The 14,057-nt window shown below is 36.3% G+C and carries 14 protein-coding genes; 3 read left to right on the plus strand and 11 right to left on the minus strand.

Annotated features, from left to right (window positions below; genetic code table 11):
* Positions 1-131: 131 nt before the first annotated feature.
* From LZF95_RS25935 to LZF95_RS25960, 6 genes are all read right to left on the minus strand, one after another.
* Complete coding sequence (locus LZF95_RS25935; RefSeq protein ID WP_233758399.1) at positions 132-1,193, minus strand: HNH endonuclease; 1,062 nt, start codon at positions 1,191-1,193, stop codon at positions 132-134.
* A 299-nt stretch (positions 1,194-1,492) separates the two neighbouring features.
* A complete protein-coding gene (locus LZF95_RS25940; RefSeq protein ID WP_233758401.1) occupies positions 1,493-1,657 on the minus strand; it encodes a hypothetical protein in 165 nt (54 codons plus the stop codon).
* Between the two features lie 531 nt (positions 1,658-2,188).
* Positions 2,189-3,031, minus strand: coding sequence for a hypothetical protein (locus tag LZF95_RS25945; RefSeq protein WP_233758403.1), 843 nt, complete (start codon positions 3,029-3,031; stop codon positions 2,189-2,191).
* A gap of 374 nt (positions 3,032-3,405) precedes the next feature.
* Positions 3,406-3,627 (minus strand): hypothetical protein, encoded by a 222-nt coding sequence (locus LZF95_RS25950; RefSeq protein ID WP_233758404.1) that lies wholly within the window; start codon positions 3,625-3,627, stop codon positions 3,406-3,408.
* Positions 3,628-4,167: 540 nt separating this feature from the next.
* On the minus strand, positions 4,168-4,680 hold the full coding sequence (locus tag LZF95_RS25955; RefSeq protein WP_233758405.1) for a hypothetical protein: 513 nt from the start codon (positions 4,678-4,680) through the stop codon (positions 4,168-4,170).
* A complete protein-coding gene (locus LZF95_RS25960) occupies positions 4,680-5,735 on the minus strand; it encodes a helix-turn-helix domain-containing protein (RefSeq protein WP_233758406.1) in 1,056 nt (351 codons plus the stop codon). The genes LZF95_RS25955 and LZF95_RS25960 overlap by 1 nt, the downstream gene beginning before the upstream one ends.
* Positions 5,736-5,988: 253 nt before the next feature.
* Between LZF95_RS25960 and LZF95_RS25965 the strand changes: the two genes are divergently transcribed.
* The 3 genes from LZF95_RS25965 to LZF95_RS25975 are packed head-to-tail and all read left to right on the plus strand — an operon-like array spanning position 5,989 to position 7,908.
* On the plus strand, positions 5,989-6,216 hold the full coding sequence (locus LZF95_RS25965) for a DUF2188 domain-containing protein (protein ID WP_233758407.1): 228 nt from the start codon (positions 5,989-5,991) through the stop codon (positions 6,214-6,216).
* Positions 6,217-6,261: 45 nt separating this feature from the next.
* Positions 6,262-7,119, plus strand: coding sequence for a hypothetical protein (locus tag LZF95_RS25970; protein ID WP_233758408.1), 858 nt, complete (start codon positions 6,262-6,264; stop codon positions 7,117-7,119).
* A gap of 9 nt (positions 7,120-7,128) precedes the next feature.
* A complete protein-coding gene (locus tag LZF95_RS25975) occupies positions 7,129-7,908 on the plus strand; it encodes a hypothetical protein (RefSeq protein ID WP_233758409.1) in 780 nt (259 codons plus the stop codon).
* On the opposite strand, the gene LZF95_RS25980 is transcribed toward LZF95_RS25975, so the two are convergent.
* From LZF95_RS25980 to LZF95_RS26000, 5 genes are all read right to left on the minus strand, one after another.
* Positions 7,903-8,811, minus strand: a complete 909-nt coding sequence (locus LZF95_RS25980; protein WP_233758410.1) for a hypothetical protein — start codon at positions 8,809-8,811, stop codon at positions 7,903-7,905. The two genes, LZF95_RS25975 and LZF95_RS25980, sit on opposite strands and share 6 nt — an antisense overlap.
* Positions 8,808-9,152, minus strand: a complete 345-nt coding sequence (locus LZF95_RS25985; RefSeq protein WP_233758411.1) for a hypothetical protein — start codon at positions 9,150-9,152, stop codon at positions 8,808-8,810. The genes LZF95_RS25980 and LZF95_RS25985 overlap by 4 nt, the downstream gene beginning before the upstream one ends.
* Before the next feature lie 317 nt (positions 9,153-9,469).
* Entirely contained in the window at positions 9,470-10,288 is an 819-nt protein-coding gene (locus LZF95_RS25990) for a hypothetical protein (RefSeq protein WP_233758412.1), read from the minus strand.
* A 1,901-nt stretch (positions 10,289-12,189) separates the two neighbouring features.
* Positions 12,190-13,155, minus strand: coding sequence for a hypothetical protein (locus tag LZF95_RS25995; protein WP_233758413.1), 966 nt, complete (start codon positions 13,153-13,155; stop codon positions 12,190-12,192).
* Positions 13,156-13,167: 12 nt separating this feature from the next.
* Positions 13,168-13,806 carry a TauD/TfdA family dioxygenase gene (locus LZF95_RS26000; protein WP_233758414.1) on the minus strand — a complete coding sequence of 213 codons (639 nt, stop codon included), beginning with the start codon at positions 13,804-13,806 and terminating at the stop codon, positions 13,168-13,170.
* Between the last annotated feature and the right edge of the window lie 251 nt (positions 13,807-14,057).

Raw genomic sequence — 14,057 nt, forward strand, 5'->3', positions numbered from 1 at the left:
TTTTTGGGGTAATAGCTCCTTTATAAAACTCCTGAAAACCTAACTCAATCCCCATAAGAACCTCACCGGTTCCGTGCAACATCGGTTTCATCGTTCGTGCTTCGCACGCAACGGAAACCTAGTTGTTGGCATTAGTTTTTTTCTTCTGACATATTGTTAAAGTTTCCTTTTTCGTCCCATAAAAAACTTCGTTTTCCTTCTTCTATTCCCTTTAATATTTCATCTCTATTTTCAACTTCTCCTAGAGTACGTTCTACATAGAGTCTTAAAAAATCACCATAAGTACCTATCCATTCTTTTTCATCTATTAATTCTATTTTTTCAGGTCGCTTTGCAACTATATTATAACCTGTTTTACTATTTATTGATGATTGGAATTCTGGTCTTTCTTTTAAGTGTAATCTAATGAAATTTAAGTGAGAAAAAACCTCATAAAATTGATATGCAGTTAAGTTTCCTTTGATAGAAGATATTTGGTCGTGATACATTGCAATCGATGCTGAAGAATCATCTAAAATACTTGCAACACAAAAATCACCTAATTGAAGAAGAACTCCCTTGCTCCAAGGGTTATCAATATAATCGAATTTTACATTCTCAGTTTCTGAAATTATTTGGTTGACATAAATTGAGCCATAAACTTCTGGATGTAATTGAGCACCAGTATGATGACTTCTAACTATACAATGAATATGATGAAAATCTTCCCACCAATGAATATCTCCAATTTTTTTATCATCTGCTCGTTTATCTAAGTTATCACGCAAAGATTTGTCTTTTAAATGTGTTTTAAAATAAATAAGGCATAACCATCTAAATAATAAATCTCGTTTTTCAACTGATGCATTTAGTTCAGACGAAATTTCATCATATGATTTAGATAATAATTCGCTAATCGGTTCTTCAAAATGTTTACCTAATTCAGAATTACATTCTTTACAACAAGGTACTTTATATTTAGAGTATTGAATCTTAGAAAGATTCGGAAGTGTAATTTTTTGGCTGTGTAAATTGAACTTTCTTAAAATCCAATCTGGTATTATATGCTCATCATTAAATTCCTTTGAATCTGGTAAGGCTCCACAAATAAAACAACACTTACCATTGACTATATCACTAATAAAATGTTCCAATTTATAAAATAGGATTCTATTGTCTAATGAGTAAATTGTTTTTGGTGTGTTATCTGTCATTTTAAATTAATGCCAACGTGTTATAACCGCAATTGCGGTTATTTCCTCTATATCCTTAAAGACAATATTTCATTAAACCTGTCTCTATTCTTTTATTTTGAGGGTTATCCGACATTAGTCGCTTACAAATATTTACTATCGTTTTTTACGGTTTACTGCCTTTTGGCCTTTTTTCTACGTGGTCCTGCTTAATTCCCATGCTGCCAGTAATAACTATTTCCGGTAGCAGATTTCCTTGGGCATCTGGAACTACCTCTCCCCCCGCCCTCTCCTTTAGGAGAGGGCGATCGGCTCTGCTATCATTTTACTATCTGCTTCAGAATTAAGTGGGTTTCTGGATTTAAGTCCGGATGGGTGGTAAAAGTTGGTTGTTCTACCCCCTCCCAACCTCCCCCTTTAGGAGGAGGAGCTTGATCCTGCTCCAGATGGGCATGAAGGGTAAGAAGTAGGTTGGTTGTTCTCAATAATTAAAAGGCATGAGCAAGAAAGGAAAAAAAATGATACCATCCCAGCCCGCAGCCCGGCCCCTTCGCTAAAAATGTCCACAGGACATTTTCTTTGCGCTCGGTCCTCCTGTACAGGGTATTTTTTGGTGAAATGGGAGGGAAAGTGAAAGAAATGCTGTGTTTTTCGGTTGGTCAGCAGAATTATCTGCATCGCTCTGTGCCTTTTTGCAGATAAAAACAGAAAGTGAGTTATGGGATTCGGTTCCAGATCTGTGATGCGGGTGATTGCATGGAGTAGGATCAGAAATGGAGGATAGTTTTCCGCTTCGGATCAAAGTCCCATACCTGGAACAACAATGACACTCTCAAGGCTGAAAAGAAAAGGCTATCAAAGTATGCCTGACGAATATTCTAAATCAAATTCTGGGATTCAGTTAGCCGCCGTACACTGCCTGTCCCGATTCATCGGTAAGACTCGTACGTACTGTGGTGTTAGAGGCGCACCTCGCTAACTTAAAGGTTAGCGAGGCCGTCTACTCGATTGCAGTATTAGGATAGCATTTGCTTAATAAATCTTATCAAGCGATAGATAAGTAGTCCAATAAACAACTGCAAAACTCCGATAATACCAATTATTATTATTGGGATAGTAGCATCAATGTAGAATCTTTGAATAGCAAAACTAGCTACGATAAATACAATTAATCCCCAAACAATCATATTTATCCCAAGTCTCTTATCTTCTTCAGCCTTGTCTCTTTGTGTGATAAGCTTAACTGATTTGTGCAGAACACTAACTTTTATTTGAGGTGTTTGCCCTTTGAAATTTTCAGTAAGTAGATTTATACGAATTGAAGTATGTCTATTGAAAATTGGTAAATGGAATTTTTTATTTGTTAATATCCAATTGATTTCATTAGTGAGTTGAAGTGGAGTCACATGAGCTGGATCAGCATTTCGAGAATCCATATCTTCTTGATTTCTTTGAATTATTTGTGTGTAATAATTATAGTATCCTTGTTCAAGAAGTATAATGTTTCCACTTTCATTATAATAACCATCATGGCCTAGCATTTGGCTATCTGCATCTACCCATACATCGATGTTTACATTTTCTAAGTCAACATTGCTGTCATTAGTCATCTCTACGGTTACAAAGCTCAAATGATTTGTCTGTCTTCCCCTGTAACTAACTTCTATGTTTCCCCAAAACTCATTTTGAATAGTTGTTCCTAATGAATTGAAAAGGAGTTTGTACTTTAAAAAGACAAGTCTTGCTCTAAACTTCTCAAGATATAAGCCTATTATCACACTAATTAAAGCAGTAATCAATAATGCTATTGTAGGTGGCATCATCTTTTCCAAGTATTCATTAATTGTATGTGGGTCCATAAATATTGTTGGTAACTTACAGGGCTATGACTAGTGCGGATTTAGAATCTCCGTTCTTGTCTGTCGGATGCGTAGTTTATTGCTTGCAATATCTTAAATTTTATCCAATTACTCCGCATTAGTTATATTCACGTGTGTGTGCCCCCCTCGGCATAGTCACATTGCTCGTGGCACTGGGTTGAATTTGTAATTCCACCCTACTATCCTTACCAATTTGCAATTGGCTTATTTACCTCACCCCTCCCTCTCCTTAAAGAGAGGGTGATCGGCTCTGCTCCAGATGGAGATTAAGGATAAGAAGTGGGTTGGTTGTTTTCAATAATTAAAAGGCTTGCACATGACCACCTGCAAAGCAGGTGGATTTCTAAGTTGAATTAAAATTGAGAAATAATTTTTGCCACTCTATCCTCCAAATCTTCATAAATTAATCTTGAAGATACATTCTTAGGTTCATTTTTACTTACCAATATTAAAGGTAATAACATAAATGCTCTGTCTTTCATCAAATCAACTGAAGTCGCGTTATTCTTATCAAGAACAGAAAAATCATTTTCTAACTTTTCAACTATTGTAATTAATTTATCAATGTTTTCCATAATGTCATAAGTGATAATTGAACAATCTTCTATCATATTAAATTTTTAATTCACAAGCATCAAATCTATTTAAAAGGCACACTTTAGTCATTAATCTCCCCCTCTAGGGGTAGTCAAATGCTCGTCTAGACCGGGTGAAACTTGTAACTTCACCCTAATATTCTTACCAATTTGCAATTGTCTTTCCTACCTCACCCCTCTCCCGATACGCTGCGCTATCGGGAGCGATCGGCTCTGCTATCATTTTATTAGCTGATTCAGAATAAAGTGGGTTTCCGGATTTAAGCCCGGATGGGTGTTCTACCTCACCCCTCCCTCTCCTTGAAGAGAGGGCGATCGGCTCTACTCCCGATGAGATGAAGGATAAAGTAACCTTGGTTGGTTGTTCTCAAAAACTAAAGGTCTTCTGCAAGAAACGGAAAAAAATGATACCAGCACATACCCTATACAGGGTATTTTTTGAGGAAATGGGAGGAAATTGAGGGGAATTGCGGTGGTTTTGAGTCGGTCACTGCCCCTCCTGCTACTGGAAATCAAATCCTACTCTTCAGTCCATTTTCGGATTCTTTTATCCACTTCCTTTTTGATCAACACTCCATTGTACATTTGGTTGAGGGAAAGAAGGTTTCTAAGCATACTTGCGGCCACTTCCTTTGAAATGACTTCCTGCCTGACCAGCTCATCAAAAATCCAAACCAAGCCATGACATTCCAGTGCTTGATTGGCAGCAAAATTTCTTACCAATTTATCACTGCTAATGACCATGGCTTTATCTAGAAATAAGGCCAGATAGATGACGCTCTTATCTTGTTGAGAGAGTCCTTTGGGAAAAGGGATTTTACTAATCTCCATTAAATCCTTTTCTCCCAGATTATGGATGGTTAGAAGTTTACCAGATTCGTATGCCTTTAAAAGTTGTTTTTGCTCTGGAAACAGCTCATTCACCACATCCACCGTAGTATGTAGCTGTATATCAAGTTTAAAAAATGACGCTACCAGATCCAATTCAATCAGATCTATAAAAATACAGGCATCCGTGACAGCAACTTTCATTAGAAAACAAGATTCTCTTTCCTGAACTGGGCCAGCTTCTGATTTTTTAAGGATGCCGCTTTACTTACTGAAATGAAGTTCTCGGCAAGTGCTCTAAACAAGAGTTGTGAAAAACGGTTGGAATGCTCTGCCCCTTCGTATTCCACCGGCTCATTGACTCTATAGCCCAACTGGGTAAAGGTCACATAAAACTGCCTCAAGTAATTATCGGAGATCAGTCCGAGATCTTTTGCACGGTACACTAAAGCCTGCATAGAGATTCCGTATTGCTGCTTTATCGCGGTTAATTCCTGGATGGACAATTTGCTTCTTTTTCCGCCAAGTTCTTTCTGCAAGGTTTCCCTTGAGATCAGCATGGCGGTGGCAAAAGCATGACAAAACTTTTCCTTTTGCTTTTCCGGCAGATGATTGACATTCAAAAGCAAATGCGCCAGTTCATGAAAGGCAGTAAAGCGCTTTCTATCCAACTTTTCTTTGAATTTTGCTTTGTTCAATACGATCAGCGGAATGCGGTTATCATTTACCCAAGTACAGAACCCATCAAATTCTTCTGAGGATTCCAGTTCCAGCACCTTAATATGGTGATCTTCCAACAGCTCTATCACATTGGCTATAGCTCCCCTACCGAGCTTCCATTCATCTCTTAGCTTTTCTGCCGCATGCTCAATATCTTCTTGAGAACTAATAGTCATCTCTGCGAGGGGATTATGAAAGGCAGTTTCTATTCCCAGGATTTCTTCCAGTTCCAAGTATCTCCGTAACTCATCTTTGGCAATCTCCACTATCCGAACCCGCTCTTTGGCCGGGTAGTCCTGAAGCTTACGGAACTCTATCTCTCCAAACTCAACAGCAGTAGAAGTATAGAAGTAATCGGGTCTTACCTGCAATGCATCCGATAAGATACCGATCATAGTACTATCAGGCACCACCTGTCCTTGCTCGTATTTGCTAAGGGATTGTTTGGTGACACGGTTATCAATTTTGTCAGCCAAGCCTTGCAATGAAAGTCCATTCATCAAGCGTGCTGACTTAAGGCGTTCCGCAAAATAGTTCATACCAGTGTAAATGAGGGTTTGTAAAAGTAAACGCAAAGATACAGCAGTAGTTTACAAAACAATACAAAATTATACAGATGACAACTAAATATGACAAACGGTCACTGACAGGTAAACATCAAAGTTCAGACACAATGACAGCATAATCTCTGATTATTAATATTTTATGTAAATATCTTTACACAATCTCACCTAATTGACGAATTGGACTAAAATTTGATAGTTTGTCAATTAAACCACAACAAACATAATCATGTCAAAAGGTAAAAATCAACATGTAGTAAGGCACGCAGATGGCTGGGCAGTCAGAGGTGCAGGAAATGAACGAGTAACAAGAGTTACCGATACCCAAAGAGAGTCAATCCAGATTGCTCGCCAAATCGCACAGAATCAACAATCTGAGCTATTGATCCACGGAAGAAATGGTCAGATACGCGAACGGGATTCTTTTGGAAACGATCCATTTCCACCGAAGGGGTAATAGCCCCTTCTTTTATTCTCTAGTTAACCACTAACTCAAAATAAAATGGCCAAGAAATTCAATGCCTCTCAACTTAGAAGCAAGTTAAACCAGTTGCAAAGTCAGCAGAGGAATGCGATCAATAAGTACAAGCAACAAGTTCGAAAAGCTAACACTGCAATAAGTCAATATAATCAAGCAGTCAGGCAACATAATGCCAGAGTAAAAGCCAATCGGCAAAGACTCACCTCTGCCATAGCTAGATTAAATTCTCAAGCATCTACCCGGTATTCAGTCACCACCACATCTTCATATAGACTTTATCAAAGTTATCAGCAACTGGATAATCGCTATGAGTCTGGCTATTTAAACGACAGTTATGGAGAATGGGTAGATTTAGCAGAAAAGGAGGCTGCCAACAGTGCTGAACTTTCCAATTCCCTTCAGTCAAACTCATCGAACACAGACTACTTCGGACCAGTAATAACAACATCAATCGGATCTGAACTGAAATTGATATCAGTTGACTTGGATAATAGATGGAAAGGCGCCATTTTCTCCTTGAACCCCAATAACCCAGATGCAGCACGTCATTTTTGTACCAGTTCAAGAGAAGTGATTTTACAGATGATTGATTTGAAGGCTCCTGATGAATTAGTGAAAAATGGATATAGCCTAGTACAATTAACTGACAGAGGAGAGCCAACTAGAAGATCAAAAATCGAATACCTCCTCACTCTAAAGCATAGAGAAGAAATGGTCGATTTCACAGATTCAAACATAGCAGATGTTCTCAACCTTTTTAGAGATTTCAATAATGGCACACATGGTTCAGCTGGAAAATATTCCTATGATCAACTTCTGAAATTAAAAACTAGAGTAGAAGATTCTATAAAGTATTTGTATCAAGTTGCTTACAACTAATCAGCAAAAATGAAAAATGACATTTTATCGAAAAGTCTAAAATCAATAGAGTTATCTTCTGACTCCAAGAAAATCATCGCCGCCGGATTTTCAATATTAGGAAAAAGCATAGATGTTATCACTTCTGTCCCAATATTTGATTTTGTGTCCTCCATTTCAAATGATATTATTGAATTTCGGGAGTACCGGAGATTGAAGATGATCGCTCACTTTTTTGAAAATTTTGACTCTTTAAACATGGAGGAAAAAATGGAATTTGCATATCGACTCCAATCAAATGAAGAATACAAAGAATTTACTGAAAAACTTCTATTCTATTTGGAATCTATATACGAAAAGGACAGAGCAATCTGGATTGGCAAAATGGCAATCGGTTTGGCAAAAAATAAAATCACATTGGAGCAATTTGATCTTTCAGTGTTTGCGATAAATAACTCAATGCCCGGAGATATCATTCTACTCCAGAAAATCTTCAAAGATGGACTATCCGAAAGAGTAAATGAACGGTATTCGAGTAGAGAGAGTCATTGGTATAGGAATTACATGTATCAGACCATCCCACTTCGATATTGGGATAATGCCGGAGAAAATCAGACACTACCCAAAAGAACAATAAATAGTTTTGTTTCTATAGGTCTATTAGAGAGGGAGCTTAAAGAGCTGAGCACAAGAAATAGAGATTTGGGATTGGATGATGGAGGAAGTTTTTTGGAAGGCTATAAAGAAATACACAGATTCTCAGAAATCGCCTTATTAATATACCTTCTGGCATTAAAAACAAACTTATAGATCACTCAAAGGTTTTAAGCAATTATCTATTTGTAGTTGAAGAACTTTTATTGGCCTGGACGATTCGCCGTCTTGGCTCAATAACTCAAATTGTAACGCAATAATATCCATCAGTCGAACCGTAGTCCAGACTAAATAATGATAATTTTCATCTTTGCTATTCGACCCTGCGTGTAAATTGGAATGCGCAGAAAAATGATACTGCTGGCTAAAATATTTGTAAAAAAGAAAAATATCTGAGTATTGAGCAAAATCAGATTTCAAAATTCTTCTAAACTTATAGCTTTCACTAAGCATACTTGTTTTTGGTTCAATTTTATCCTTTTTATCAGGGAAATAGAGATCCTTAGAACTTTCTCTAATTTCCTCGGCAGTTTTAATTTTTTTATTTATGTCATTGTTTTGAAATAATCCGTTAAAATAGGATTTTAGAGTAACGAGATTTTCGTCTCTAGGCTGAGTTTGTGAATTTATATTCGAATATGCTGGGCAGCTTTCTGGAATCTTCTTTTCAATTTCATTCCAATCTATTAATGTCTTTAAATAGTCTCGGTTAAAGAAATCATATTCATTTCTAAATGAATTAAAATTAGGCTCGCTCTCATCGTAGAAACACATCAAATAACAATAATTTAAAAAGTCCACGGTCAGTGCTCTATAGATATGCGAAATAGAATGAAAAATAAAAGGCTGCTCTTTGAACGGATCTAAAAGAAAAATTATCCCTTCGAGGTTTGTTCTGGTCCTATTAAGAAGTTTATTTGCTACTCCTTGAGGTTTAGTTAACTTTGGTTTTCCATTCAGCATATCTTTTGCAAAACTATCTATTACAGCCGTTAACTTAATAAGGATAATTTTGAAATTTTCAATATTATCGGGATGATAAACACCTATTGACTTCATTTATATCTATTGGTTATTTCTAATCCAAATTCTAAAAGAGATAAGATTTCATTTGTAGAGTATAAAAATGGTAATTGGGTCAGCATTTTTTCAAGACCTGCTTTTTCCTCAATTGTTGGCTTAGATTTAAGGAACTTCAGAATAGCTTTTTCGATATTCTTCTTAATTTCTTTTAGTTGTTTATCATAACTACCAACAGTTGACCTCAAATCAGCACCTCTTTCAGTATCGATGAGGTTTTTGAAATATGCATTTTTTGATTGATGCTCGTTATAACCACAATTAAATGCTCTCCTAATAAAGAACTCGTAGGGCATTGCTATAACATAAGAATTTTCCATTTTCTTAGTTTGAATTATTGAATTGAATGACACTAAATTAAGAGAAATTTTCCAGGGCACTTTGCCTAGTTATAGATATGCCTTTAGAATTGACACTAAATGTCATAAAATCATTAGACTACAATAGTATTTCATTTATTCTCATAAACTTACATCTAATGCGCCACCATCATCATCTTCCAAGCCTCTCTCACTTACTCCATTACTTCCTGTGCGACCAACTCCCCACGAAAGGTTTTCGCTAAAATCGCCTGCGGTAAGCTATGTATCTTTGCTTTTTAGGAAACATACTTTTTGGCAATTTAAATGATACTTTTTTATTTATTAGTTGTAAGAAATTTTTCAAGCAACATTAGAGCAAATTTATTTTTATCAAAATCAAAATTTGACAAATCAGATTTATCCAAATACTCGTCAATTATTTTCTTCAATTCACCAGAGTACATACTTTCCTTAAATACTTTTTTAACTAAATCATTGTCAATAATATTGAAATGTCTTTGATGATAAATATACTCTTGTTCATCAATTTCTATCAAAATTTCAAGCCAATCATTAATAAATCTTTTTATTTTTAATTCAATTTCTTTTTTCTGGGCTAGCACATTTTTAGTTTCTAAATGGGATTGTTTCTCAGAATTTAAATTTGATGATAATTCACTTCTTTGTTTTTCAATTTCATCAACTAATATCCTATAACTTTCTATTTCCTGCTCACTTTCTTCTATCCTGTTATTTAGTTCATCAATTGTTCTTGCCTCAGACTTGGCAATATTATAATTAGCTTCAGCTCTTGCCAATTCTTCTTTGGACTGGAACTCTTCTGTTAACCTTTTGAACAGACTTTGCTTTCTTTTTAATACAAAACTGTTTGTAAGATACTCAAGACCAAAATAAAAGATGTTCGATAATAGAATTGAACCTATTGCAAAAACCAATGGCCAAATTAGGTTTTTATTTAAATCCACATAGTGAGCATTGATGTATTGAATTTTATAGATAATATCATCCTCAGAATAAATGAAAAACACCAATCCTTGCCAGTTCCAAATAATCCAAAAAAACAGAAATGTTATTAAGAAAGGGTTACTTAACCTTTCTTTTAAGAACTCCATAAAATCTTTGATCCAAGTCATATTTTTTACTTAAATAATCAATCTGATTAATTAGAAGTTACCAATTTCAGATAATACCCCATCTGGGTGTAGTTTCTTCTCAGTTCTGAAGTTAAATTGGACACTGGGTGAAGTTTGCCGACGCTACAATCTGGCCCTTCGCTAGATTAGTCCACCGGACTAGTCCTAAGCGCTCAGTCCTCCTACAAGCTGGCCCAAGGCTAAAATCATTCTCAGAATGATTTATTGACGCCTTGTCCTACCCAAATATACTTACCAATTTGCATTTGGCTTTTCTACCTCACCCCTCTCCCGATACGCTGCGCTATCGTGAGCGATCGGCTATGCTATCATTTTACTAGCTGATTCAGAATAAAGTGGGTTCCGGATTTAAGCCCGGGTGGGTGTGATAAAAGTTGGCTGTTCTACCTCACCCCCTGCCCTCTCCTGAAGAGAGAGGGTGATCGGCTCTGCTCCAGAGGTTATTCAGAGATAAGAAGTAGGTTGGTTGTTCCCGAATCGCTTTGCTCTTGGGATCTTCGATTTCAATAATTAAAAGGCATGAGCAAGAAACGAAAAAAAATGATACCAGCACATACCCTGTACAGGGTATTTTTTGGGGAAATGGGAGAAAAAGTGAAGAAAACGCAGTGTTTTTCGGTGGATCAGCAGAATTTTCTGCATTCTGCTGTGTCATTTTGCAGATAAAAACAGAAAGTGGAGCATTGGATCCTGTTCTGGATTTGTGATGCGGGCGAGGGGTTTGGATTCCCTTTTCTATCTGTGAAGTGGTATCGTCCGCATTATCTGAAATATCGAATCAGATTTTTCAGCCGTGGGAATATAGTTAACGGTTGTCGAAAATGTCAGCTGAAAAATCAAAATTATTGATCAGAGGGGGCAATATGCACCGGAATATCAACCTTAGGGGGTCAACATTCGCAGGAATGTCAGTCGAATCCAGCCTGTAAAGGCACTTTCACTACTTAAAAACTCTCCGGACTGGAGGGGTCAGCATGCTCCGGAATATCAAGCTGTGTAAGCAGTCAAAGAAAATCTTGTTGGTTCGTCAGGCGAAGTAGTTGTGCAATTAATCAAGAAATTACAAATGATGTTCCACGCTTTTTCAATTTTTCGTCCACCAATAAGTTGTTGTGTTGTCCTGCTTTTTGGAAGTGAATAAAATATGAATGGTCTGTCTGTAATCATCTCTGTAGGTGTCGTTTTAAAATTACTGGTAATCGGGTCAGGCAAAGTCAGTTTTAAAATTTTAGATGCATTCGATGGGTCTCCACCTTTCTCATACAAATTTATTATCCTGATATATCTCTCTCAAATGTCGACCTCTAAATTCTAGCCCTCCAAGGTGTTTTATTTTGAAACTAACAAATAGAGGTAAATGAGAGTAAAAGTCATTAATATATAAAAACATCTCATTTTGAACTTTTTGAAAGACAGGGGCATTTGGCTTTCAAACGGAGAGGTATCAACCACATCTTAACTTGAAATTCTATGAAAATCAAAGTTGAAGTGAAGATATCCTCACGGTTCGTAAGAACGTTAACAAGGGCCACCCGGAAGTTATGGAAGGTATTTATCTTAGTAACAGCCTTGGTCGCACTACTTTAAGTTTAAGTAGTCACTTATTGGATGAAAGCAGGAGAGGGAAATTAAGAATATTACGCTCCTGCTTCCATTAAGTTAAGAAGGTCTTAACCCTCTCCGTTTGCTTCTTTTAAATAATTCACCATCAATGAAAATTCGATAAAGAGCCGTTGTGTTGCCTTATCTTAAAAGTAGAAGAAAGAAGCTTTGTGAAAAGGGCAGTAGCTTATGATTTAAGAACTGCCTTATACGAGATCCATATACGCAGACCTAGCTAACCTATTCGTTGGGAAGGTCATCTACTTGATTGGCATAAGTTATTCGTTATCATATTCTTCATATGGAGATGGGAGACTTAATTCGTCAAATCGTTGCGCGATGGAATCAAAGTCATCGGGATTTATCATTTCATAATATTCTTCTGGCATGTATGTGGTTCTTTTTGTGTAATGATTACCTATCCCTGCCGCTGAAAGAACATTGTAACCACTCAGTTTCAACTCACAAGCTTTACAGTTAAATTTTGTGGGAAGTATTGATTGCCTAACTATTATTTCCCCTTCTCCATGCTCAATATTATCTTTACCGTAAGGTTCACCAGTAATAGTTCCAACACACCCACATGCAGGACATTCCATTCTGTGGAATCCTTTATATGCTAAAAGATCACCAGATTTCTGTACTTCTTCTCGCAGCTTTTTTTGTTCTTTTTGATCCTTATTTTCGAAGACTTTTTTATGCGCGGCAACTAATGATTTTGTCTTCCCAATTACTTCTTCTGCTACCTCTGCCAAAATTATATCTGCTTCTTTTTGAATTGCATCTCCAAATAGGGAGTTAAGAGATTCCTCCTGAAATTCACAAAGTATTTTACAGCATTTATAAAAACCAGAAATCCATTGCTGTGTCGGGTATTCCTCGAATGCAGCTCCACCTGAATGTAGTTCTTCGTTCCTTCTATTGATAATTGCAGATGCTATTTTATATTCAGCATCCGTAAATTGGGTGATTAATGTTTGGCATAATGAAATAACATGTATTGTAACAATTGATTTTCGCTGACTCTTGGATGAGCCTAAATTTAACGCATGAAGCAAGTTCTGATGGTCTCGATCAGGTTCTGCAAGCAATGTGGGACTAACTTTGGATATCGCAGATCTTGCTAATAGTTCAAGCCCCATTGCACACCACAAGCCAAAATATGGCTCCTCTTTATCTTCATTGAATGCCTTTTCAAAAAATAGTTTGGCTTTAGTGAATAGTGGTTCTCTTTCCCAGCTCATAAATGTTTTTTTTTAGTCTATGTATATTCTTTTTAATTCACGATTTTCACTAGGATCCACTGAATTTCTTCCATGTAACATCTTCCAATTGTCAATTAATACAGCTTTATTTCCACACCAATTCACCTTTATGGTTTCTGCGCTAATATCATTAAAAATTTCAACAATTCGTTTTCCATGATAATTAGCTGGCTCCATGCAATTCGGATCATATTTAAACCCAGTAATTCCATTTTCTTTAAAAATTAGAGAGGTATAAAATTGAATATGAAGCGTTCGAACTTTAAAAATTGCTCTTTCAGCAGATTTAAAATCATTTAAACTTAAATGCCTAAAAATGCTATCAAATGAAGAAATTATTGTCGGACTCTTACTGCTCTTATAAGAACTTAAAAGAATAAATCGGACTGGTTTAGTCCAAAATGCAGTATCAGTATGCAATGGGAAATCATTAAAGCCAAACTTGTTACTTAATGTTTCCTTTAATTTATTAGCTCCATTGCTAGGCTTTAAAGAAAAAATTATTTCATTATTTGCATGTGGTCTTATTTGACCAATGTTACCAGCAATCTTTAAAAGGTCTGAGTCTGAAGTCACACCTTCAACTTCAGTCCATCCTTTAATTTTCAGTTCTTTTAAAATCGTATTCATCTTAATTTAATTAGTGCCAACAGTCAGTGCAAAGGGAATTAAGTTTCGATTTACTGACCGCCAGCACCAATTCATATTAATAAAATTAATCACTTTAAATTTAGTATTTCCCCCCGCTTACTCTTAGTTCCCATGATATAATCTGGTTCGTTTTAAGGACAGAACCAAAAAGAATATATCATGGACACCGAAGTTTCTCCTAAGTTATTCATTGGTATTGATGTGCACAAGCGCCAGTGGAGCGTTTGCAT

The organism is Algoriphagus sp. AGSA1, assembly GCF_021390545.1.
Taxonomy (GTDB): Bacteria; Bacteroidota; Bacteroidia; order Cytophagales; family Cyclobacteriaceae; genus Algoriphagus.